This is a genomic window from Faecalicoccus sp. LCP19S3_E2, from assembly GCF_052121255.1.
Taxonomy (GTDB): domain Bacteria; phylum Bacillota_I; class Bacilli_A; order Erysipelotrichales; family Erysipelotrichaceae; genus Faecalicoccus.
Map to the genome: position 1 here is coordinate 24,516 of NZ_JBQKEP010000005.1, position 24,332 is coordinate 48,847.

At 44.5% G+C, this 24,332-nt stretch carries 22 protein-coding genes and 1 other annotated feature; of the genes, 20 read left to right on the forward strand and 2 right to left on the reverse strand.

What is annotated here, in order from left to right; translation table 11 throughout:
* Positions 1–6: 6 nt before the first annotated feature.
* The 18 genes from ACTQX6_RS05985 (at position 7) to ACTQX6_RS06070 (ending at position 20,074) form a co-directional block, all read left to right on the forward strand.
* On the forward strand, positions 7–2,601 hold the full coding sequence (locus ACTQX6_RS05985; protein WP_294686462.1) for a glycoside hydrolase family 38 C-terminal domain-containing protein: 2,595 nt from the start codon (positions 7–9) through the stop codon (positions 2,599–2,601).
* Positions 2,602–3,000: 399 nt separating this feature from the next.
* Positions 3,001–3,230 (forward strand) — a binding site (T-box leader).
* 61 nt (positions 3,231–3,291) lie between these two features.
* Positions 3,292–4,581, forward strand: a complete 1,290-nt coding sequence (locus tag ACTQX6_RS05990) for an O-acetylhomoserine aminocarboxypropyltransferase/cysteine synthase family protein (RefSeq protein WP_294686459.1) — start codon at positions 3,292–3,294, stop codon at positions 4,579–4,581.
* 98 nt (positions 4,582–4,679) lie between these two features.
* Positions 4,680–5,540, forward strand: coding sequence for a methylenetetrahydrofolate reductase [NAD(P)H] (gene metF, locus ACTQX6_RS05995; protein WP_272001554.1), 861 nt, complete (start codon positions 4,680–4,682; stop codon positions 5,538–5,540).
* A complete protein-coding gene (locus ACTQX6_RS06000) occupies positions 5,537–6,178 on the forward strand; it encodes a vitamin B12 dependent-methionine synthase activation domain-containing protein (RefSeq protein ID WP_168964739.1) in 642 nt (213 codons plus the stop codon). Before metF ends, ACTQX6_RS06000 begins: the two co-directional genes overlap by 4 nt.
* A 4-nt stretch (positions 6,179–6,182) precedes the next feature.
* Positions 6,183–8,540, forward strand: coding sequence for a homocysteine S-methyltransferase family protein (locus ACTQX6_RS06005; RefSeq protein WP_272001556.1), 2,358 nt, complete (start codon positions 6,183–6,185; stop codon positions 8,538–8,540).
* A 9-nt stretch (positions 8,541–8,549) separates the two neighbouring features.
* Complete coding sequence (locus ACTQX6_RS06010) at positions 8,550–10,385, forward strand: YgiQ family radical SAM protein (protein ID WP_441657371.1); 1,836 nt, start codon at positions 8,550–8,552, stop codon at positions 10,383–10,385.
* Positions 10,375–10,875, forward strand: a complete 501-nt coding sequence (locus tag ACTQX6_RS06015) for a cytochrome B (RefSeq protein ID WP_441657370.1) — start codon at positions 10,375–10,377, stop codon at positions 10,873–10,875. The genes ACTQX6_RS06010 and ACTQX6_RS06015 overlap by 11 nt, the downstream gene beginning before the upstream one ends.
* A gap of 18 nt (positions 10,876–10,893) precedes the next feature.
* Positions 10,894–11,226: a hypothetical protein gene (locus tag ACTQX6_RS06020; RefSeq protein WP_441657369.1), complete on the forward strand. Its 333-nt coding sequence runs from the start codon at positions 10,894–10,896 to the stop codon at positions 11,224–11,226.
* Positions 11,227–11,838: 612 nt separating this feature from the next.
* On the forward strand, positions 11,839–13,758 hold the full coding sequence (gene tet(W) / locus ACTQX6_RS06025) for a tetracycline resistance ribosomal protection protein Tet(W) (RefSeq protein ID WP_002586627.1): 1,920 nt from the start codon (positions 11,839–11,841) through the stop codon (positions 13,756–13,758).
* Positions 13,759–13,808: 50 nt separating this feature from the next.
* Positions 13,809–14,576: a class I SAM-dependent methyltransferase gene (locus ACTQX6_RS06030; protein ID WP_002586626.1), complete on the forward strand. Its 768-nt coding sequence runs from the start codon at positions 13,809–13,811 to the stop codon at positions 14,574–14,576.
* A 171-nt stretch (positions 14,577–14,747) separates the two neighbouring features.
* Positions 14,748–15,170 (forward strand): sigma-70 family RNA polymerase sigma factor, encoded by a 423-nt coding sequence (locus tag ACTQX6_RS06035; protein WP_002586616.1) that lies wholly within the window; start codon positions 14,748–14,750, stop codon positions 15,168–15,170.
* A complete protein-coding gene (locus ACTQX6_RS06040) occupies positions 15,163–15,375 on the forward strand; it encodes a helix-turn-helix domain-containing protein (protein ID WP_002586615.1) in 213 nt (70 codons plus the stop codon). Before ACTQX6_RS06035 ends, ACTQX6_RS06040 begins: the two co-directional genes overlap by 8 nt.
* Before the next feature lie 550 nt (positions 15,376–15,925).
* On the forward strand, positions 15,926–16,312 hold the full coding sequence (locus ACTQX6_RS06045; protein WP_441657368.1) for a plasmid mobilization protein: 387 nt from the start codon (positions 15,926–15,928) through the stop codon (positions 16,310–16,312).
* A complete protein-coding gene (locus ACTQX6_RS06050) occupies positions 16,299–17,912 on the forward strand; it encodes a relaxase/mobilization nuclease domain-containing protein (protein ID WP_136890944.1) in 1,614 nt (537 codons plus the stop codon). The genes ACTQX6_RS06045 and ACTQX6_RS06050 overlap by 14 nt, the downstream gene beginning before the upstream one ends.
* A 274-nt stretch (positions 17,913–18,186) precedes the next feature.
* Positions 18,187–18,348 (forward strand): hypothetical protein, encoded by a 162-nt coding sequence (locus ACTQX6_RS06055; RefSeq protein WP_195494817.1) that lies wholly within the window; start codon positions 18,187–18,189, stop codon positions 18,346–18,348.
* The gene (locus ACTQX6_RS06060; RefSeq protein ID WP_441657367.1) at positions 18,345–19,037 is read left to right on the forward strand and encodes a replication initiator protein A; all 693 of its coding nucleotides are present in this window, start codon (positions 18,345–18,347) and stop codon (positions 19,035–19,037) included. The genes ACTQX6_RS06055 and ACTQX6_RS06060 overlap by 4 nt, the downstream gene beginning before the upstream one ends.
* Positions 19,034–19,867, forward strand: coding sequence for an ATP-binding protein (locus ACTQX6_RS06065; RefSeq protein ID WP_087988642.1), 834 nt, complete (start codon positions 19,034–19,036; stop codon positions 19,865–19,867). Before ACTQX6_RS06060 ends, ACTQX6_RS06065 begins: the two co-directional genes overlap by 4 nt.
* Before the next feature lie 12 nt (positions 19,868–19,879).
* Positions 19,880–20,074: a transposon-encoded TnpW family protein gene (locus ACTQX6_RS06070; protein WP_087988643.1), complete on the forward strand. Its 195-nt coding sequence runs from the start codon at positions 19,880–19,882 to the stop codon at positions 20,072–20,074.
* A gap of 90 nt (positions 20,075–20,164) precedes the next feature.
* Here ACTQX6_RS06070 and ACTQX6_RS06075 read toward each other — a convergent pair whose 3' ends face one another.
* Positions 20,165–20,533 (reverse strand): DUF4180 domain-containing protein, encoded by a 369-nt coding sequence (locus tag ACTQX6_RS06075; protein WP_087988644.1) that lies wholly within the window; start codon positions 20,531–20,533, stop codon positions 20,165–20,167.
* Positions 20,534–20,785: 252 nt separating this feature from the next.
* On the opposite strand from ACTQX6_RS06075, the gene ACTQX6_RS06080 reads away from it, so the two are divergent.
* Positions 20,786–22,402 carry a recombinase family protein gene (locus ACTQX6_RS06080; RefSeq protein ID WP_118101863.1) on the forward strand — a complete coding sequence of 539 codons (1,617 nt, stop codon included), beginning with the start codon at positions 20,786–20,788 and terminating at the stop codon, positions 22,400–22,402.
* A gap of 55 nt (positions 22,403–22,457) precedes the next feature.
* On the opposite strand, the gene ACTQX6_RS06085 is transcribed toward ACTQX6_RS06080, so the two are convergent.
* Positions 22,458–22,691, reverse strand: coding sequence for a hypothetical protein (locus ACTQX6_RS06085; protein WP_294687750.1), 234 nt, complete (start codon positions 22,689–22,691; stop codon positions 22,458–22,460).
* A 559-nt stretch (positions 22,692–23,250) separates the two neighbouring features.
* Between ACTQX6_RS06085 and ACTQX6_RS06090 the strand changes: the two genes are divergently transcribed.
* Positions 23,251–24,246 (forward strand): hypothetical protein, encoded by a 996-nt coding sequence (locus ACTQX6_RS06090; RefSeq protein WP_320863030.1) that lies wholly within the window; start codon positions 23,251–23,253, stop codon positions 24,244–24,246.
* Positions 24,247–24,332: the final 86 nt, after the last annotated feature.

Sequence of the window (24,332 nt, forward strand, 5' to 3'; positions counted from 1 at the left end):
ATTAAAATGAAAAAAGTACATTTAATTAACCATACACATTGGGATAGAGAATGGTACTTCTCAACTATGGATTCTCTTGTCCTTAGTGATGAAGTATTTTTGGATGTTTTACAAGAGCTGAAAAATCATCCAGAAGCTAAATTTGTCTTAGACGGTCAGATTTCTATCGTTAAAGAGTTTTTAAGTATCCGTCCCGAATGGAAAGGCGATATTCAAGAATTAGTAAACAGAGGACAATTATTTTTAGGTCCTTGGTATACTCAAAGTGACGCTCAATTAGTTGGTGGAATTTCCATTTTAAGAAATTTAATGGTGGGTATATATGAGGCCCAAAAGATTAGCTCAGTTTTATATGTCGGATATTTACCGGATACATTTGGTTTTAATTCTCAAATGCCAACTATCTATAATCATTGTGGGATAGATTCTGCGATTTTTTGGAGAGGAATTGATTATACAAAAATTAAAAGCCCCTATTTCCAATGGAAAGGATTAGGAAGTTCAAAAGTTTATGCAGTGAATTTGATTGATGGGTATGGGAGTATTCCGCAGCTGTTCACAGACGACGACTTTTTAAAAAATAAGATATTTGCTCAAGAACAAAAACTGAGAGCAAAAACAGATTTGGAAGAAGTTTTAATCCCAATTGGTAATGATCAAAATACAATATCTCATGATTTCACAAAAAAACTTAAAGAGATTAATAAAAAATCAGAGAGTGAGTATATTAGTAGTACACTTGATGATTTTATAAATTATCTACGTGAACAAAAAGATTCTTTGGAAATTTATGAAGGAGAGTTTAGAACACCGACAACTGGTAGAGTTCATAAAACTATTGGCTCTGTAAGGATGGACCTAAAACTATTAAACGAAAAAACAGAAGAAAAAATAGTGCGGCGTATTGAGCCTCTGATGGTTCTTGCTCAACAAATTGGAGTTTCAATTTCTAAAGAATTACTAATAGCTGCTTGGGAGAAAGTCATGGAAGGACAAGCTCATGATGGTATGGCCGGTTGTGTAACTGACAGTGTTGCACAAGATATACGTCATCGTTATAAACAAGCCAATGAAATATGTGATGGCATTGAAAATCGAATAAAAAATCAAATAGCTAAACGATTAGGCTTGTCAGAAGACGAGGTTTTGTTGTTTAACGTTACAGGAAAAGAATTGAAACAATCACAAATAATTCGTATATTTTCAAAATATGATTCAATTTCTATTCCAGAGGTATCTCAAATTGAAGTTTTAGAGTGTATTAAACATCCGGCTCGCAATAATATTATGGTGGAAGGAAAAAATAGAAATTACTTTGTAGATGAGCCGGCTTATTATGAGTATGAAGTGGAAGTAAAAACAGAAATGCCAAAATTTGGCTATAGAGTAATTCATATCCAAGAAGGAGATTCAGTAAGAATCAAAAAGTCTGACATTCAAAAAATTCAAAATGATAAATATATTATTGAAGTTATTGATGGAAAATTGCATCTACAAGTCGGAAATAAAACTATAAAGGATTGGTTAATTTTTGAAGATTGCGGAAATGATGGAGATACTTATGATTTTTCTCCTCTAAGAAACGATTCTCCACTATATTTTTCTGATGTTGAAGTAGCTAAGGTATGTATTGGTTCTATGCGCCAGATCATGGATGTGGAAATGAAGATGACTTTACCGGAAAAATTAGAAAACCGTATAAAAGGTAGCAATCTGAATGTCATTAAAATTCAGATTAGAATAGTTTTACGTGAAGGTGATTCGGATCCAGAAATTCAGGTACAGTTAAATAATACTGTTGAAAGTCATAGACTTCGTTTAGGAATAAAAACAGATATTTGTACAGATCATTCCATTGCATCAACAGCGTTTGGATTTATAAAAAGACCGGTTCTAAAAGAGGTACCAAAAAACTGGGAGAGCAGATATTCAGAAATACCGGTAGACTTGGAAGTGATGGAAGAAAATGTGAGTTTAACTGATAATAGAAATATTTGTACCGTATATTCTAAAGGAGTAAAAGAATATCAGATTGTTGAGGACAGAATCTATTTGACACTTTTAGCAACTACTGGTGAGCTAGGGAAAGCTGATTTATTATATCGACCAGGCAGGGCAAGTGGTGATACTACAAAGAAAGGACATATTCCTTTATCAGTTCCTGAAGCACAATTGTTAGGGGTTTATGAATATGATTTTAAGGTAAGTTATAGCGAAAGTAATTTTGATGCTGAACAAATAATACATGCATCTGATACTTTTCATCAACAGGATATTTACTACCAACTCCAACATTTTAATGAATTTATTTGTAGACTTGACAGTAAACTGTTGGTGAATTATCCCAAAGATTTGAAAAATAAATGTGATTTATTAGATTTAGAAGGATTAGATGTATTCTCGATTGTTCCATCGCTGTATGATTCGGATTCATTCCTAATTCAGATTAAAAACTTGACTAAGCAAAAAAAAGACGTTAATTTATCTAGATTAAAATCAACTTATAAAGTTAGTGTTGTCGATGCAAACGAAAATGTAAAAGAACTGACAAACTCTATTGGACCTTACGAACTATTAACTATCAAACTAACAAATCGATAGAAAAATTACTTGTTTTTTTCCTGATTCAAGTATTTTTACTGAACAAAGAAAATAAAATCATAACAATTCTTGTAATTGGACTTTTAGTGCTTTCAAGTGTTATTTTGATGCTGGTCACGACCAATCTTTACAGTTTTCAAATCCTATGAATTTTCGTTCTTTTGCCTCAATTTCAGAAGGACTTCAGGTTTATCCACTTTGGATAGGATTTTTAAATTTATCAATTGTAGGAACTTTGTTGTATATACTTAATCAGTTACAATATCATCGAAATATTATTTCTTGATTCTTTTGAAGTATTAATCATATACAAATTAAAAGGGATGAAAATAATTGAAAGAAAATGAAAATAACGCTTGACATTCAATACCTAGTTATATAATATGTATTCATCCATAAGAAAAGACAAAGAAGAGAAGAGTAGTTTTGTTGGATGGCGTAGAGAGCTTCTGGTTGGTGAAAAGAAGTGCAGAAGGCAGGATGAACATGGTCTTGGAGTCGGATGATCGATGAGGTCATCACGGGATTGCCCGTTATCGCAACAGAGCATGATGGTGCTTGGTGAGGTCATTATCGTAAGGTGATGATAAAATTAGGTGGTAACACGAATCAATAGACTCGTCCTAAGGGATGGGTCTTTTTTTATACACTCACAAAAACCATCCAAAAAGAAAGAGAAGGTAAATAGACATGAGTACAGAAAGAAAATTACAGTTTGAAACATTGCAGCTGCACGTAGGGCAGGAACAACCAGATCCAGCTACAGGATCCAGAGCCGTGCCGATTTATCAGACAACTTCGTATGTGTTTGACAACTCACAACATGCGGCCGATCGTTTTGGGTTACGTGATGCAGGGAATATCTATGGTCGATTGACCAATTCGACACAAGGTGTATTTGAAGAGCGTATTGCGGCTTTAGAAGGTGGTGTTGCCGGACTGGCTGTTGCTTCTGGGGCAGCGGCTGTATCGTATGTGATTCAGGCATTGGCAGCACAGGGGGAACATATTGTGGCACAGAAAACGATTTATGGCGGTACTTCCAATTTATTAGAGCATACGTATAAGCGCTTTGGTATCGATGCGACATTGGTCAACATTCATGATTTACAGGAAGTCAAAGAAGCAATTCAGGAAAACACGAAAGCCATCTATTTGGAAACTTTCGGCAATCCGCATAGTGATATTCCGGATTTTGAATCCATTGCCAAATTGGCGCATGAACGAAACATTCCGGTCGTTGTGGATAATACCTTTGGAGCGGCTTTCTGGTTTCGACCATTAGAGCATGGAGCGGATATTGTTGTGCATTCGGCAACCAAATTCATTGGTGGGCATGGAACAAGCCTGGGTGGCGTAATCGTTGATGGAGGAAGCTTCGATTGGGCAAAAAGTCAGAAATTTCCGAACATATCCCAACCTAATCCAAGCTATCACGGTGTCCGTTTTACCGAGGCAGCCGGACCGGCCGCATTTGTAACCTATGTTCGTGCCATCTTGCTTCGTGATACCGGTGCTGCCATTTCTCCGTTTAATGCCTTCTTACTATTACAGGGGACGGAAACACTATCATTGCGATTGGAACGTCATTTTGAGAACACAAAAAAGGTTGTAGAATACTTACAAAAACATCCAAAGGTAGAACGTGTCAATCATCCTTTATTAAAAGAGCATCCGGATCATGAGGCCTATGTTCGCTACTTTAAGCGAGGTGGCGGCAGCATCTTTACTTTTAATATCAAAGGTGGACAAAAAGAGGCGTTTGCGTTTATTGACCATTTAAAGTTATTCTCTTTATTGGCCAATGTAGCCGATGTCAAAAGTCTGGTGATTCATCCGGCTACTACAACGCATTCACAATGTACAAAAGAAGAATTAGAGGAAAGAGAAATCTATGAAAATACGATTCGTTTATCAATCGGAATTGAAAATATTGAAGATATCTTATTCGATTTAGAAAATGCCTTTCATGCCGTATGATATCGGAAGTCCTGAGGGACTTCTTTTTTATATGTTAAAACGAAGTGATTTTTAGTATAATCTTAATATCACATATTTAAAGAGGGGAGTTACCTTCGATGAAAGTTTCAGAAATATTAACACAAGATAAAGTGACATTATCCTTTGAGGTGTTTCCGCCAAAAAAGATCGATGATTATTCCAAGGTAGAAGCGGCCGCAAAAAAGATTGCATCTTTGCATCCGGATTTTATGTCGATAACCTATGGAGCCGGTGGAGGTACCAGTCAATATACGGTTGATCTCGCAAGAGATTTATATCAGAAATATGGAACGCAGGTCATTGCACATTTAACTTGTGTCTCCAGTACCAGAGAACATGTGTTGAATATGATTCAAAAATGCAAGGATGCCGGTATAGAAAACATCATGGCTTTACGTGGGGACATTCCTAAAGATGGCCGGATCGCACACGATTATCAATATGCCAGTCAGTTGATCCAAGACATCAAAGCGCAAGGTGATTTTTGTATTGGAGGAGCCTGTTATCCGGAAGGTCATATTGAATGTGAGCATAAAAAAGAAGATATTCTTCATTTAAAGGAAAAGGTAGATGCCGGTTGTGATTTCTTGACCACACAGATGTTTTTTGACAATAATATCTTTTACAATTTTCTTTATCGAATTCGTGAAGCCGGCATTCAAGTACCCGTGTTGGCAGGAATTATGCCGATTACAAATAAAAAGCAGTTGGCTCGAAGTGTGCAGATGTCAGGTACACAGGTGCCGGAGCGCTTTAAGGCAATTATCGATCATTTTGGAGATGATCCTAAAGCCATGGAACAGGCGGGTATCGTTTATGCCAGTGAACAGATCATTGATCTGATTGCCAATGGAATTCGACATATCCATGTGTACTCGATGAATAAGCCGGATGTGGCAGCACGCATTCAGGCTAATCTGTCGGAAATGATCAAATGATACAGGTCAACGAAAAGGAAGTGTACCGCTATTTGGGCTATCGCAACCAGACTCCGGATGCATCGATATTAGAACAGATTCAAAGCTGTATGGAACAGATGCAGCAGTGTACACCTAAATTTGTGATGAAAGAATTTGATTTGAAACAATGCGGTGAAGATCTTTATTTTTCATCGGTCCATATTCATTCAAAGGATTTATCCAAAAATTTAAAAGGTTGTGAAAAAATCGTATGTCTGGCAACGACATTAGGTATTGTGCCGGATCGATTGATCGCCAGAGCGAATATACAAAATAAAGCGCAAAGTGTGATCTTACAGGCTTTAGGCTGTGCCATGATTGAAGCTTATACGGATCAAATCAATGAGCAGATCAAAATAGATGCCCGACAAAGAGGCTATTGCTGCCGTCCCCGGTATTCATGTGGTTATGGGGATTGTGCCTTGGCACACCAAAGAGATTTTATTCGAATCTTGGATATGCCAAAGACGGTCGGTGTGACCTTGACGCAGGGTGATTTGATGGTGCCGTATAAATCCGTTACGGCCATGATCGGACTGACCAGAGAAGCTAATCAAGATTTGGCTGGTTCTTGTCAACAATGTGAAAAGACAGATTGTATGTATCGAAAGGGGTGAAGGTATGATCACAGATCGTTTAGGAAAAGAGTGGATCTATTTTGATGGTGGTTTAGGAACCATGTTGCAGGAAAGAGGATTGCCGGGCGGCGAATATCCCGAAACCTGGAATCTTACCCATCCCGAAGAATTGATTGCGATACACAAGGCTTACCTGGAAGCCGGTTGTCATGTGATCAACGCCAATACGTTTGGGGCCAATGGTCTCAAGTTTGATAATGTGGAAGAAATTATTACAGCCGGGATTCAACTGGCAAAAGAAGCTAAAAAACAAGCAGGGTGTATGGATGCCTATGTTGCTCTGGATATCGGCCCGACCGGGAAGTTATTGGAGCCTATGGGGGATCTTCCTTTTGAAAAGGCTGTATCGTATTTTTCCCAAATGGTCAAAGCCGGTGTAAAGGCCGGTGCAGATCTTATCTTGATTGAAACGATGTCGGATACGTATGAGGCCAAAGCGGCGGTTTTGGCCGCGAAAGAAAACAGCAATCTTCCGGTGATCGTAACGATGATCTTTGATGAAAACCAGCGATTATTGACCGGTGGCAGTGTAGAATCCGCTGTCGCAATGTTGGAGGGATTACGTGTTGATGCCTTGGGAATCAACTGTGGCTTAGGTCCCGAACAGATGCTTCCGGTTGTCAAAAGGATTCGGGAAGTTTCTTCTCTTCCCATCATCGTCAATCCCAATGCCGGACTCCCTGTCCAGGTGAATGGAAAGACTGTCTATGATTTAAAAGCCGATGATTTTGCCCAGGCGATGGTCAAGATTGCACAGATCGGTGTACAGGGATTAGGGGGTTGTTGTGGAACTACTCCGGAATACATACAAAAAATAATAGAAGCTGTAAAGGATATTCCCTGCCAACCGAATACGATGAAAGAACAAACGTGGGTAACTTCTTATGCATCGGCGGTGCAGATCGGAAAAAAAGCGGTTGTGATTGGGGAAAGAATCAATCCTACGGGAAAAAAACGCTTTCAACAAGCTTTACGAAACAAAGAGTTTGATTATATTCTTTCGCAGGCGTTGGAGCAGGAAGAAGCAGGTGCCCAGATCTTAGATGTGAATGTGGGATTACCGGATGTTGATGAAGCCGAGATGATGAAAGAAATGGTTGTGCGCCTTCAAAATGTCTGTGCCCTGCCGTTACAGATTGATACCGGAAATTTAGAAGCTTTAGAAAACGCCTTACGTCTTTATAATGGAAAACCGATGGTTAACTCGGTGAATGGGAAACTGGATTCTATGGAATCTGTATTTCCTTTGATTCAAAAATATGGATCGGTGGTCGTTGGGCTATGTTTAGATGAAAGTGGCATTCCTTCTACATCTAAAAAGCGTCTGGCCATTGCCCAAAAGATCGTGCAAAAGGCACAGGAATATGGTATTCAAAAAAAGGATATCGTGATCGATGGCCTTGCGATGACAATTTCTTCGCAGCCGGATGGTGCTTTGGTTACGTTAGATACACTACAAAAGGTTAAAGAAGGACTTAATGTTTCTACGACACTGGGTGTTTCCAACATTTCGTTTGGATTACCGCAACGAGAGATCATCAATTCTTATTTTTTAAGCATGGCCTTACAAAGCGGACTATCGTGTGCCATGATCAACCCGAATAATGAAATGATGAAAAAAGCATTTGATGCGTCAATGGCCTTGATGAATCAAGATGCACAATGCATGCATTATATTTCCAACTACAGTAAGCAGGTGGAAGAAAAGAAAAGTGAAAATCCGGAAGTTTCTTTATCGTTTGCGATCCAGAAAGGTATGCAGGATCGTGTAAAGGAAATTACGACTTCGCTTTTAGAAACAAAAGTGCCTTTAGAGATCATTGATGAAGAATTGATTCCAGCTTTGGACCTTGTGGGAAAAGGCTTTGAACAAAGCACGGTATTTTTACCGCAGCTTTTGATGAGTGCAGAATCAGCCAAGGCCAGCTTCGAAGTCTTAAAAGAAAAAATGGCACAAAATCAGTCTTTATCCAAAGGCAAAATTATCCTTGCCACCGTACAGGGAGATATTCATGATATTGGGAAAAATATTGTGAAGGTTTTATTGGAAAACTATGGGTATGAGGTATTGGATCTGGGCAAAGATGTAGCCCCGGAAGTGATTGTTCAAACGGCTATTTCAGAAGAAGTAAAGCTGGTTGGATTAAGTGCCTTGATGACCACAACCGTCAAAAGTATGGAGGAAACCATTGAACTGCTTCATAAAGAAAAACCGGATACCTTTGTGGTGGTCGGGGGTGCAGTCTTAAATCAGGAATTTGCCGATCAGATTCATGCCGATCATTACGCCAAAGATGCGATGGCAACGGTTCGTTATGCCGAGCAAATACTCAAACAGTAGGAGGATGTTATGTCTTTTTTACCAACAACACGACAGGAGATGTTAGAACAAGGATTTGAACAGGTGGATTTTGTCTATGTCTGCGGCGATGCCTATGTCGATCATCCTTCTTTTGGCTGTGCCATCATCACAAGAATCTTGCAGGTCTTTGGGTACAGCTGTGCCATCTTGGCTCAGCCGGATTGGCATAACGATGAAGAATTCTTACAATTTGGAACACCGCGGCTGGGATTTTTAGTTTCTGCCGGAAATATTGATTCTATGGTCAATCATTATTCAGTCAATAAAAGAAGAAGAGATAAGGATTCTTATACGGATCAGGGAATTATGGGAAAATGCCCGGATCGAGCCACGATTGTTTATACTCAGATTTTAAAACGCTTATTTCCAAAAGTTCCCGTTTTAATTGGCGGAATTGAGGCCAGTCTTCGCCGTTTGGCTCATTATGATTATTGGGATGATAAAGTCAGACGTTCGATCTTAATGGATTCACAGGCTGATCTTTTAATGTTTGGCATGGGTGAAAATACGATCATCGAAGTAGCGGATGCCTTAAACAGTGGATTACAGGTACAGGATCTGTGTTATATACGTGGAACGGCCTGGAAGACAAAATCCATTGATACGATCGTGGATGATTATATTCTTTTACCGGATTTTACTACGGTCAAGAAGGATAAAAAGGCATATGCGAAAAGCTTTTTGATCCAATATCAGAACCAGGATGCGATTCAGTCTAAGATGTTGATTGAACCTTATGATGGTTGGTATGTCGTGTGTAATCAGCCACCGCTTCCCTTAACACAGGAACAAATGGATTTTACGTATTCTTTGCCGTATGAGAGAATCTTTCATCCTAAATATACCTATGTGCCGGCAATAGAAGAAGTGCAGTTTTCCATCACCAGCAACCGAGGCTGTTTTGGATCGTGTGCTTTTTGTGCCATTACCTCGCATCAGGGTCGGGTGATTTCTACAAGAAGTACTGAAAGTGTTGTAGAAGAAGCCAAAAAAATCATCGATATGCCTAACTTTAAAGGGTATATTCATGATATTGGTGGCCCCAGTGCCAATTTCTCCCGCCCGGCTTGTGATAAACAAAAGGAATATGGAGCCTGTCAGACAAGACAGTGTTTATGGCCAAAGCCGTGTCCGAATCTAAAGGTGGATCACTCTCATTATGTAGAAATGTTAGATGCGGTAATACAGTTGCCCAAGGTTAAAAAAGTCTTTATTCGATCGGGGATTCGCTACGATTATTTGATGTACGATAAAGATGAGACTTTTTTTGATCGTTTAGTGCAATACCATATCAGCGGCCAGTTAAAAGTAGCACCGGAACATGTCAGTGCCAAAGTTTTAGATAAAATGGGAAAACCAAGAAAAGAGTTGTATCTGAAATTTGTAGATAAGTATTATGAAAAGAACAAAGAGTTTGGCATGAATCAGTATCTTGTCCCTTATTTGATGAGCTCTCATCCGGGTTGTGATCTAAACGATGCGATCGAGCTGGCCTGTTATTTAAAGAAGATTCATCATACGCCTAAGCAGGTGCAGGATTTCTATCCGACACCGGGAACCCTGGCAACGTGTATGTATTATACTGGACTAGATCCAAGAACCATGAAACCGGTCTATGTGGCAAAAACGTATGAAGAAAAGCTGGAACAAAGGGCTTTGATGCAGTATCGATATCCGAAAAACTATGATATTGTCTATCGTGCTTTAAAAAAGGCGCATCGGGACGATTTGATCGGCTCCGGGCCGAAGTGTCTGATTCCGGCAAGGCGCCCTAAAGAGGCTTATACACCAAACAGAAAAAGGAAACGGGTTCGTGAACGTTAGACAAATGGCACACATCGCATTGATGGGAGCTATACTATATGCGGTGTTTCAAGCCTTTTCCAATACTTTATATTTGGAAATGATCACTTTTACGATTCTATGTTTTGCGCATGCCTTCACAAGAAAAGAAGTGGTCATTTCCTGTATCTTATTTGCATGTATTCAAATTTTATTAAACGGATTGACTCTTTGGAATGTCGCATATTTACTGATTTTTCCACTATATGGCTGGATTTTTTCCAAAAGCAGAGATTTTATGAAAAAACGTCTGTGGGCCAATGCGCTATTGGCCGGCTTTTTTTCCTTCTTGACAGGCCAGCTGGTGGATCTTCCCTTTTTATTATTCAGTAAGACGATCACGATGCTTTATCTGGTGATGGGGTTAAAAACGTCGCTCATTCAAGGATGTCTAACGTTTATCGTAACACTCTTTTTATGGGAGCCGGTTATACATGTGCTGGAAAGAATACAACAGGAAAGAATTAAGTAGAAAAGAGGAGTTTTGAAAATGAAGAAAAAATTAAGATGGGCCCTGGCGGCTGTGATTGTTATTGTTTGTGTGGTGGTTGGGTCGCAATACTTTGCACCAAAGGCGCATGAAGGTGAAAAAGAAATAGAAATTCAGGTTGTTGATGCGACAAAAGATAAAGAAGTATTTAAGAAAACATTTTATACAGATGCCAAAACATTGACAGAGTTTTTAGAAGAAACAGAAGAACTGGATGTGAATATCGAACAAGGTGAATATGGTTCCTTGTTGAATGAAATCTGCGGGTTGAAACAAGATATGGAGAAATGCTCATGTACGGTAAGGAAGCAAGCAACCGAAAACAAGAGATAGACCGCCAGCACTACACTATTCCGAACCAAAGACCAAAAGATAAGCATTGTGGGAAAATCTAAACTTTTGGATTTTCCTACAATGCCAACTACGGCGGAATCCCTCCCACTCCTTATATCTTTCTGTATACATTGAATTTGTATTTAGTAAAATGCAGACAACACCACGGATCGGCTTTTGGTTGGACAATTCCAACCAAACACCACAGCAGACAGCAGAAAACATTCTGAACGCTAGGAAGCCGGTATGATTGTTACATATAAGGGGAAGAAAAATTTCTTTTAGGTACTTGCTTTCCTAAAACTGATGTGATACAATGGATTTAATCCAGAAAAGGAGTAAAAAATATGCGGCAAGGTATTCTTAAATAAAACTATAATCAAATAGTGGGAACAAAGGATTATGATAGCTCCTTTTGTAGGGGCTTAGTTTTTTGTACCCAATTTAAGAATACTTTTGCCTTATCAATTTTGACATATCCCCAAAAACAGCAATCACAAACAGGTGTATGCTGTATATGTGTATGTCCGCAACTTATAATCCCCAGTGGTAAAAGTATTTTACTGCTGGGGATTTTTATGCCCTTTGGGGCTGTAAAGGGAGGACAATCACATGAAAATAATCAATATTGGAATTCTTGCCCATGTAGACGCTGGAAAGACGACCTTGACGGAGAGCCTGCTATATGCCAGCGGAGCCATTTCAGAACCGGGGAGCGTCGAAAAAGGGACAACGAGGACGGACACCATGTTTTTGGAGCGGCAGCGTGGGATTACCATTCAAGCGGCAGTCACTTCCTTCCAGTGGCACAGATGTAAAGTTAACATTGTGGATACGCCCGGCCACATGGATTTTTTGGCGGAGGTGTACCGCTCTTTGGCTGTTTTAGATGGGGCCATCTTGGTGATCTCCGCTAAAGATGGCGTGCAGGCCCAGACCCGTATTCTGTTCCATGCCCTGCGGAAAATGAACATTCCCACCGTTATCTTTATCAACAAGATCGACCAGGCTGGCGTTGATTTGCAGAGCGTGGTTCAGTCTGTTCGGGATAAGCTCTCCGCCGATATTATCATCAAGCAGACGGTGTCGCTGTCCCCGGAAATAGTCCTGGAGGAAAATACCGACATAGAAGCATGGGATGCGGTCATCGAAAATAACGATGAATTATTGGAAAAGTATATCGCAGGAGAACCAATCAGCCGGGAAAAACTTGCGCGGGAGGAACAGCAGCGGGTTCAAGACGCCTCCCTGTTCCCAGTCTATCATGGCAGCGCCAAAAATGGCCTTGGCATTCAACCGTTGATGGATGCGGTGACAGGGCTGTTCCAACCGATTGGGGAACAGGGGGGCGCCGCCCTATGCGGCAGCGTTTTCAAGGTTGAGTACACCGATTGCGGCCAGCGGCGTGTCTATCTACGGTTATACAGCGGAACGCTGCGCCTGCGGGATACGGTGGCCCTGGCCGGGAGAGAAAAGCTGAAAATCACAGAGATGCGTATTCCATCCAAAGGGGAAATTGTTCGGACAGACACCGCTTATCAGGGTGAAATTGTTATCCTTCCCAGCGACAGCGTGAGGTTAAACGATGTATTAGGGGACCAAACCCGGCTCCCTCGTAAAAGGTGGCGCGAGGACCCCCTCCCCATGCTGCGGACGACGATTGCGCCGAAAACGGCAGCGCAAAGAGAACGGCTGCTGGACGCTCTTACGCAACTTGCGGATACTGACCCGCTTTTGCGTTGCGAAGTGGATTCCATCACCCATGAGATCATTCTTTCTTTTTTGGGCCGGGTGCAGTTGGAGGTTGTTTCCGCTTTGCTGTCGGAAAAATACAAGCTTGAAACAGTGGTAAAGGAACCCTCCGTCATTTATATGGAGCGGCCGCTCAAAGCAGCCAGCCACACCATCCATATCGAGGTGCCGCCCAACCCGTTTTGGGCATCCATAGGACTGTCTGTTACACCACTCTCGCTTGGCTCCGGTGTACAATACGAGAGCCGGGTTTCGCTGGGATACTTGAACCAGAGTTTTCAAAACGCTGTCAGGGATGGTATCCGTTACGGGCTGGAGCAGGGCTTGTTCGGCTGGAACGTAACGGACTGTAAGATTTGCTTTGAATACGGGCTTTATTACAGTCCGGTCAGCACGCCGGCGGACTTCCGCTCATTGGCCCCGATTGTATTGGAACAGGCATTGAAGGAATCGGGGACGCAGCTGCTGGAACCTTATCTCTCCTTCATCCTCTATGCGCCCCAGGAATACCTTTCCAGGGCTTATCATGATGCACCGAAATACTGTGCCACCATCGAAACGGCCCAGGTAAAAAAGGATGAAGTTGTCTTTACTGGCGAGATTCCCGCCCGCTGTATACAGGCATACCGTACTGATCTGGCCTTTTACACCAACGGGCGGAGCGTATGCCTTACAGAGCTGAAAGGATATCAGGCCGCTGTCGGTCAGCCGGTCATCCAGCCCCGCCGTCCAAACAGCCGCCTGGACAAGGTGCGCCATATGTTTCAGAAGGTAATGTAAAGATACATAATCGTCAAGACGGCAACAATCAGAAGTTATGGAGGGTAACAATGGAATATAGTAAGGAAGATTTAATGGAAGCAAAAAAGCAAATTTGGGGAGTGGGAGAGAACATGGGAACAGAGGAAAGTAAAAAAATCTGGGAGGAGAACGCACAATTTTGGGATAATGCAATGGGTGACGAATCTAATGAATTTCACAGAGAGGTAGTGCGTCCCAAAGTAACGGAACTTCTATCTCCTAATCCTGCGGATTACATTTTGGATATTGCGTGTGGCAATGGAAATTATTCTTCGTATCTTGCACAAAGAGGCGCTTCGGTTGTCGCTTTTGATTACAGCAAAAAAATGATAGAATTGGCTAAAAGACGGCAATCACAATATGCAAAACAAATTGAATTTTGTGTGGCGGATGCGACCGATAGAAAAAGTATATTAGAATTAAAAAGAAATCGAGCCTTTACGAAAGCAGTTTCTAATATGGCAATTATGGATATTACGGATATTGAACCACTTCTTATGGCTGTTTATGAACTGTTGCAGGAAAGCGGAATTTTTGTCTTTGCAACGCAACACCCTTGTTTTGTCACGTTGACTGAAAAATATATGACACCGCACAGTTACTATGATATAGCGATTGAAGGGCAACCGAAAGAGCAGATTTATTATCATCGTTCCATACAAGATATTTTTAACCTTTGTTTTAGAGCTGGATTTGTCATTGATGGATTTTATGAAGAATGTTTTAAAACCAACAAAGAAATTCCTATGGTAATGATAGTAAGGCTTAAGAAGGTAAAACGTGATAGCTTAAAATAAATTCAAGTTTGTCGGGTAAATAGCAAACCCAGCCGAGCCAGTCAACGGTCAAGATGAACGGCGCATATGCGCAGCCGTTGACAGCCCCGCCCGCCTTTGCTGGTAGGCAATCAAGGGGCGACAGCAAGAAGTGCCACCGCCCCGCACTATTATTCAGAAAGGGGAATTTCCATGACCGACCAGATAGCCTATCAAGAATATATCCAGCGCAGGTACAACGCCTTTTGCAAGACTGTTATCCGCTGTGCCGCCTTGGACAAGATTTTGAAGCTTAAACGGCAATGGGAACGGCAAGTTTCCCTTGACTATCTGATGAACGAGAAGTTTGTCCAGTTTGCCGCGTCGGAGCCGGACGAGGAATACCCATTTACCGTCTGCGGTCAGACCGTCCTGCTCTGCAACGCCGCCCTTGCCGACGCGATCTCTGTTTTGCCGGAGCAGACGCGGGAAGAAATCCTGCGCTATTACTTTCTGCGCCAGCCGCAGCGCGTGATCGGCGCGTGTATTGGCCGGTCACGCAGCACAGCGGGGCGGCATATCCAGCTTGCCTTGCAGCGGCTACGCGAAGAAATGGGGGTGAGCCGGTATGAGTAGACTTCTCCCCTATGAAACAATCCTCAAAGCCCGTGAGGGCGACCCAGAAGCCGTGAACGCTGTCCTGCTCCACTACGCCGGATATATCCGCTATTTCTCAAAAGTGAACGGGCAGGTCAACGCCGAGGTGGAGGACTATGTAAAGCAGCGGTTAATTGACTGTCAATTCAAGTTCCGGCTTGACGAACCACCGGACAAGTCATAAAAACTGAATACCAGCCGCCACCGACGCGGCCAGCGAAAGCAGTAAGTCTTGAAAAAGATTTACTGCTTTTTTTGTTGTCCGGCTCCGCTCCCGGCCATTTTGCCCCCTGCCGGTTGTAGTAGTAAGCGAGGAGGGAATTTTTCTGCCCTGGTGTTTGGCATTTGGAGCATTTACCCGTAGTAGAGGGCAAAGAGAAAGGATTTCTCCAACACCGGGTAGAAACCACTGCGTCCGGTGTCATTTTAGCGAAAGCGGGCAGGAATGCCCTTTACAGGATTAGTAGTAGCAGAAAAAGAGAAACAAACTTTTGTGGTTGCAGTTTTCCAAAAAAGTGGCGGACGGAAGTGAGAGAAAGTTTGCAGTCACGGAGAGCAAGTATCGACCAGTGTACCAAATTTCGCTTTTCGCTCATTTGTCCCCCGGTCAGATACTTGTTGGGGTTGCCACCCCAAACCCGCCTTTTGCGGCTTGCGCCGCTGAAAAAACTTGCCCCAATACTTGTGTTTTAGATAAAAATTGTCCGTTGCAGTTTGAAAGGAGTTGAGCCACCATGCCACACAAAACCTACAACACCCCCAAGCGGAAATGTGTTGTCAAGACCCGTCTGACCGAGGACGAGCGCAGAGCCTTTGAGGACAAATGCGCCGCCCTCTCCATGAGCCAGTCCGAGTATATCCGGCAAGCCGTTTTTTACAGCCGGATTTCTCCTGTTATCCGGGTGACTGCCCACAGCGAAGAAATGCTCACCGCCATATCTTCCCTTGTGGCGCAGTACGGGAAAATCGGCAGCAACCTGAACCAGATCGCCCGGTATCTCAACGAATACGGCGCACCCTACAACGCCCTGTCCAGTGAGGTGAGAGCCGCTGTTTCCGACCTTGCCGCCCTCAAATTCGAGGTGCTGAAAGTGATAGGTGAAGCCTATGGCAACGATTAAGCATATCAGCTCTAAAAATGCCGACTACGGAGCCGCCGAAGCCTATCTCACCTTTGAGCATGACGAGTTTACCATGAAACCCACCCTTGATGAAGCCGGGCGGCTCATTCCCCGGCAGGACTACCGGCTGGACACGCTGAACTGCGGGGAGGAAGATTTTGCCCTGTCATGTATCCGGGCAAATCTGCGGTACGGCAAGAACAGCAAACGGGAGGACATCAAGAGCCACCACTATATCATCAGCTTTGACCCACGGGACGCAGCCGACAATGGCCTGACCGTAGACCGGGCGCAGGCGTTGGGGCTGGCCTACTGCAAAGAGCATTTTCCCGGACACCAAGCCCTTGTCTGTACCCACCCGGACGGGCACAACCATAGCGGCAATATCCATGTGCATATTGTCATCAACAGTCTGCGGATTGCCGAGGTGGAGCGCAAGCCCTACATGGACAGGGCAAGCGACACCAGAGCCGGGAACAAGCACCGCTGTACCGCAGCCGCCATGCGGTATTTCCGCAGCGAAGTCATGGAGATGTGCCACCGGGAGGGGCTTTACCAGATCGACCTCTTGAACGGCAGCCGAAACAAAGTGACCGAGCGTGAATACTGGGCGAAGCGCAAGGGGCAAGCCAAGCTGGACAAGGAAAACGCTGTGCTGCTTGCCGAGGGTATCGCACCCCGACAGACCAAGTTTGAAACCGACAAAGGCCGTTTGCGGCAGACCATACGCCAAGCCCTTGCCACCGCCGCCAGCTTTGACGAGTTTTCCGCTCTCCTGTTGCGGGAGGGCGTGACCGTTAAGGAGAGCCGGGGGCGGCTGTCCTATCTCACGCCGGACAGAACAAAGCCCATCACCGCCCGGAAGCTGGGGACGGACTTCGACAAGGCCGCTGTCCTTGCTGTTTTCCAGCAGAACGCCCATAGAGCAGCCGCAAAGATGCAGGACAGACAGGAACACCAGCCGCAGCTTACTAAGGGCATACAGCGGACAAAACCCGCCCAAATCACCCCGAACCCTGACAGCCCGCAGCGGCTTGTAGATATAGCCGCCAAGCGAGCCGAGGGAAAAGGTATCGGTTATGAGCGTTGGGCAAAAACCTTTAACCTCAAACAGATGGCAAAGACCATGAATTTCCTTTCCGAGCATGGTTTTGCCAGCCCCGAAGAAGTGGACACAGCTTTGGAAGCCGCCATTTCCGGGCAGCACGCCGCCGGAGAAAAGCTGAAAGAACTGGAATCCAGAATCACCGCCAACAAGGAACTCATGCACCAGATCAGCGTTTACCGCAGAACCAAGCCCGCCCATGACGGGCTGAAAACTGCCAAGAAGCCGGAACGATACCGGGAAGCGTTTCATGCAGACCTGACGCTGTATGAAGCGGCGGTGCGGTATTTTCGGCAACAGGGCTTAAAGAAGCTGCCCGCCGTTTCCAAGCTGCAAGCGGAAAATGAAGCCCTGATTTCCGAGAAAAACGGGATTTACACCGAGTACCGGGAGCAGAAAGCCAGAGCCGCCGAGCTGCAAAAGGTCAAATCCAACCTTGCCGCCATGCTCCGGCAGGAACGGACAAAAGAGGTGCGTCGGGATTGGGAGCGGTAAGGGTGTTCCGTTTTGTTCCACCCCTACCCGGAAAGGGGGTTCCATTTTGGACACCCCTTTGCTATGGGAAATTGACCACTGAACTCCACCCCGAAATGATACCGAAACCGCACAAAAGCGTTCCCTATATCTGACCCTATCCGCAATACCACCTGCCTTTTTCAAGGGGCATACAGAGAGGAAAATCCCCGAAAATGACACCGAAATCATACACCAAACGCCGCCTATCCGGTTACATCGATAGAAACGGCAGAAAGGAGCCGCCATGCCGAGAATGAGCAAGAAGCGCAAGGAAGAATGGGCGTTCTTCCTCAATGAGCGCAACCGTATCACCTACAATCCTCTTTGCCGCAAGTGCCGCCGCACCTGCAAGCAGAGTTTCCGGGCTATGATCATCGAGTGCCCGCCGTTTCGCTCCAAGCGGGCGAAGCCATGAAGCCGGACAACACGCAGGAAACCATTTATGTAGGGCTGGACACAGGCTTGCCGCCCTACCTGCCATATCCCCGGTTCCTGCTGAAAATGGACATTTCCCAGACCGCCAAGCTGCTCTATGCGCTGCTGTTAGACCGCACCACCCTGTCACAGCGGAACGGCTGGCAGGACGATCAGGGCAGGACATTCATTGTCTATCCCATAGCGGAGATTGCCGAAATGCTGGATAAGGGGCAGACCGCCATCAAAGCCGCCTTGAACGAACTGGACGCAGCCGGACTTCTGGAACGGAAACGGGCGGGATTTTCCGCAGCCAACCGCCTGTATGTGAAGCTGCCGCCATTAGTTCGGATTTCCGACCCTATGACAGTCGGAAAACCGACCCCTAACAACCTTACTATAAACAACCTGATAGAAAACCAAACAATGGGAGTGAGTGGAGAGCCGCACAAACCGTTTGGCAGATATGAGAATGTTTTTCTGACCGAAGCCGAGTATGCAGAACTGAAAGCCGAGTTCCCGGACAGACTGGAACGGCTCATTGAGGAAATGAGCCGCTACCTTGCCGCCAACGGGAGAACCTACCAGAACTATGCCGCCGCCCTGCGGATATGGGCAGAGAATGACAAAAAGGACGCCCCGAAACAGGGTGTCCCGGACTACACCTGCAAGGAGGGAGAAAGTTTATGAACAAAATCGAGAATATCAATCTGCTGCCGGATACCGAGCCGGACAGCGGCGACTACACAGGCGAGGACGGTTTGCTGTACTGCGGAAAATGCCGCAAGCCCAAAGAAGCCTATTTCCCAGAGGGCAAGACGCTTTTCGGGCTTGACCGCCACCCGGCAGAGTGCGACTGCCAGAGGGCGCAGCGGATTGAGCGTGAAGCCGCCGAACAGCAGCGCAGACACCTTGACACCGTAGAGGACTTGAAACGCCGGGGATTTTCCGATACCGCCATGCGGGACTGGACTTTTGAAAACGACAACGGCAGGAACCCCCAGACCGCCGTTGCCCGGTTCTATGCGGAGCATTGGGACACCATGCAGGCCGAGAACATCGGTTATCTCTTTTGGGGCGGTGTGGGAACCGGCAAAAGCTACCTTGCGGGCTGTATCGCAAACGCCCTGATGGAGCAGAAAATCCCTGTCCGCATGACGAACTTTGCCGCTATCCTCAATGACCTTGCCGCCAGCTTCGAGGGCAGGAACGAATACATTTCCCGGCTTTGCCGCTATCCGCTGCTTATCCTTGATGATTTTGGCATGGAGCGTGACACCGCCTACGGGCTGGAACAGGTTTACAGCGTGATAGACAGCCGATACCGCAGCCGCAGGCCGCTGATCGTCACCACCAACCTGACCTTGCAGCAAATCCAGAACCCAACCGACACCGCCTATGCCCGTATCTATGACCGGCTGCTGGAAATGTGCGCCCCTGTCCGTTTTACGGGCGGCAACTTCCGCAGGGAAACCGCACAAGCCAAGCTGGAACGGCTGAAAAATCTGATGAATGAGTGAAAGGAGTAGCCTATGGCAGATTACGAACAGACCACAAAAACCAATCCCCGCCGCCCCGACTGCGTGACGAAAATCCGCATGGGCAACTCTGTCCTTGTGGTGTCCGGCTATTTCAAGCAGGACAGCACCGAAACTGCCATCGACAAAATGGAAAAAGTGCTGCAAGCCGAAGCCGCTGCTACACAGAAGCCGACTTATCCGGCATGAGCCGGGGGCATGGAAAAAGCGGCCATGCTTTGACATGGCCGCTTTCGCGTTGGGTTAATACACAACTATCCGATATGGGGATTTTATCCACTAAATGCTTTGACTTATTTTTTGAATTGCTTCTTCCTTTGTTGCAACAAAGAACACATCTTTCCCTTTATTGCTTTCAAAGATAAAGTCTTTCAGCGGCTTGCTGGTGTAATGTGAAAAATCCCCGTATATAGCGATTTTTCCACCGTAATTGATAAACTTTTGAAGAATTTCTCCCGCCAAGCCGCTGCTCAAAATGAAGAAATCTTCAATGATGTTCTTTTTATCCACGACAATATACTTTGTGCCTGCTTCGTATTTGGCAGACATAAGCAAATCAAGCGCAGAATCGACATCAGTAATAATCATGCTGTCACTTGATACGGCAACCGCAATTCCGTTGCCACAATCAATTTTTTCAAACTTCATGCCTGTACCTCCTTCAATGAATTGCAGACAAAATCCCGCATTATCGTCGCTGGTAACGCTTTTCGTATTATAGCATGAAGTAAAGGGATTTTCAATTACCGTTTTTCATGATAATCCCTATGAAAAGAACGCTCTTTTTTATAAACTATAAAGAAGCAGATTTTACACTTTTGCCGCTATACAGACAGCCGCCCCATGTGGTATGATAAAAATACGGAATAGTGGGGCTGGCTGTCGGAAACGGAGGATTTTATGTTAAGACAAGCCACCCAAAACCTGATTACCGCCCTTTATCCGAGATTATCCAAAGACGATGAACTGCAAGGAGAGAGCAATTCCATATCGAACCAAAAAAGGATACTCGAAGCCTACGCAAAACAGAACGGCTTTACCAATCTGCGCTGGTACACCGACGACGGTTATTCCGGGGCAAATTTCCAAAGACCGGGCTTTCAGTCTATGCTTGCAGACATTGAAGCCGGAAAAGTGGGAACCGTTATCGTCAAGGATATGTCAAGGCTGGGGCGAAACTACCTGCAAGTGGGGTTTTACACGGAAATGCTGTTCCCTCAAAAGGGTGTGCGTTTTATCGCTGTCAACGATAATGTGGACAGCGCAAACGGCGGCATGGACAACGATTTTACCCCGCTGCGAAATCTGTTCAACGAATGGCTGGTGAGAGATACGAGCAAGAAAATCAAGGCAGTAAAAAGGTCAAAAGGCATGAGCGGCAAGCCCGTTACCAGCAAGCCGGTTTACGGCTATGTGATGGACGAGGACGAAAACTTCATCATAGACGAGGAAGCCGCCCCGGTGGTACAGCAGATTTACCAGCTTTGCCTTGCCGGGAACGGCCCGACCAAGATTGCCCGTATGCTGACGGAGCAGCAAATCCCCACGCCGGGGACGCTGGAATATCAGCGGACAGGCAGCACCCGCCGTTACCACCCCGGCTATGAGTGCAAGTGGGCGACAAACACCGTCGTGCATATCCTTGAAAATCGGGAGTACACCGGCTGTCTGGTAAACTTCAAGACGGAAAAGCCCTCTTACAAGGTCAAGCACAGCGTAGAGAACCCCATTGAGAAGCAGGCCATTTTTGAGAACCACCATGAGCCGCTGATCGACATGGAAACATGGGAGCGTGTGCAGGAGTTACGCAAGCAGCGCAAACGCCCGAACCGCTATGATGAAGTGGGGCTGTTCTCTGGGATTTTATTCTGCGCCGACTGCGGCCATGTGCTGTATCAGCAGCGGTATCAGAACAAAGACCGCAAGCAGGACTGTTACATCTGCGGCAGCTACAAGAAGCGCACCCGCGACTGTACGGCGCACTTTATCCGCACCGACCTGTTGACCGCCGGTGTCCTGGCAAATCTTCGGCAAGTGACCGAATACGCAGCCAAGCATGAGAGCCGGTTTGTGAAACTGCTTGTCCAGCAGAACGAGATCGGCGGCAAGCGAAAGACCGCCGCAGCCACCAAGCAGCTTGAACAGGCACAGGAACGCATTGCCGAAGTGAGCCGGATTATCAAGCGGCTGTATGAGGACAATGTAAACGGCAAAATCAGCGACGAGCGTTTCATGGAACTGTCGGCTGATTATGAAGCCGAGCAAGCTGAACTGAAAAAGAGAGCCGCAGCCCTGCAAGCTGAACTGGACAAGTCGCAGGCCGCCACCGTCAACGCCGAGAAATTCATGGGCATTGTCCGCAAGCACCTTGCCTTTGAAGAACTGACCCCCACCCTGTTGCGGGAAATGGTAGAGAAAATCGTGGTGCATGAGTGCAGTTACGACGAGAACGGCACCCGCAGGCAGGACATTGAGATTTATTACAGCTTTGTCGGCAAGATTGACTTGCCCGAATAACCGCCCGACCTATCCGACACAATGGCCAAGTGCCGGATAGGAACGGCAAAATTTTTTACACTTCTAATGCTTCTTTATCACACATTAGCAAAGGCCCATGGCTTGTTTTTGAATCCGAAAACAATACCGTTTGTAAAGAAGCCAGTATGTGTCCGGCAATGGATAAAGTGGTGATTGAAGATGGAGATGCTTTTACGTTTGAATTGATCTCCAGCTTTGAATAAAAGGTGAAAACTGAATATGACAGAATCAGTAGTAAACGGATAGAAGTTTTCAGTCTAGTGATCATGATGTAGCGATTCAGGCGGAGGATCTTTTGTCAATCAAGCCATAAAATGCATGGAGCAAGGTATGAAAACCTTAAGGATAGTAATGGCGTAAATAAGGTATGATTTAAAAAGACAAGGAAAGCTGTATTGATAACTACTTGGCTTCAAAACCATCAAGAATAGTCTCGACTTCAAATATGGCGCCAACATCGGTTGACCAAGTGGGGGGAGTTACCAGATTCAGATAAATTACAGAAGGAGAAAAAAATTGTAAAAAGAAATTTCTCAAACCCATGTAGTACATAAACTGCTGCAGAAACAAAGAAGTTATTGTGTATTGTTGTCTGTATTTCGGTCTATTGTGATGATTATCATTGATATTCGAAATAAGAAATAGAATAAATAAGAAAATGTGAAAACGAATGAAGTATAAACCTTATTCGTTTTTTTTGTGTAAAGGTTATTCTATTTATAAAAAATAACTAAAATAAAGCAAAATAACAACAAATATATTGACAGTTTATTAAGGGGAGGGTTAAGATGTGATTGAAGTATAAAAAAATTTAGGAGAGGAGAATCATGAAAAGAATGAAAAAAGTTTTAGCAGCATCTTTGGCCTTGGGCTTTACCTTTACCATGGGTGCAACGACAACAATTTTGGCGCAAGAGGAAACAACAGTAACTGCTGCTCCTGAAGCTTACAGCTATGGAAATTATGTTACCTCAGACAAAACAACCTATGAAGTAGGAGAAACGATTTATGTAAGATGTAATGTAGATTCATGGTTACATGGACATCACTGGTTTATTGGTGACCAAAGTATGAACGATTATGATAGCGAGTTTTCTACGGTTGCAAGTAACGCAGGTTCTATGACAATTCGTTGTACTGCCGGAATATTCGGTAAAGTTACCGTAGGTAGTATCGATGTTACTGTAAATGCCAACCAAATCAATTATGTCGCAGCGCAAGGTGGTAGCGTATCTGTGCCATCTGAAACATTGACATCTATGGATCAAAATCCTACAGGTTCTATCGCAACTCCAAATGGAGGATATTATTTTGTGAATTGGACAGATGCTAATGGAGAAGTGGTAAGTACAGATCCTGGCTTTGTTCCTCAAAGTCGTTTTTCCAATACATATACAGCTAATTTTGCGGAATTAAAAACGGCATCTTTAACAGTAAACTATGTAGATGGTGAAGAAGTTGTTGCGACAAAAACTTACACTTCTGAAGCAGGAATACCTGGTCAGGAAGCTACTTTTGACATTTCACTAGAAATACCGGAAGGATATGTTTCTGTAACTGGAATCGATACCATCCATACAACAGTTGCATATGGTACAAGTAGTGTTGTGGAAGTAGAAATCGAAAAAGAAAAGAGTCCGGAAAAACCGACAGAGGACAAACCGCAGGAACCTACAACACCAGCGCAGACTGAACAATCAAAAGAAGAAACAAAGAAAACAGATGGAACAAATACATCGGCAAATTTATCCATTGTTGGAGCACTTGGCTCTATGAGCGTTGCTCTTGTTGGTATAATTGCCTTGCTTAAAAAACGTAAATAGTTAGTAGAATGACTAGGAAGCAATCTTCCTAGTTTTTCTATGCTCAAAAAATAGAACCTCATTATGATCAGTATTTATGATCTTGA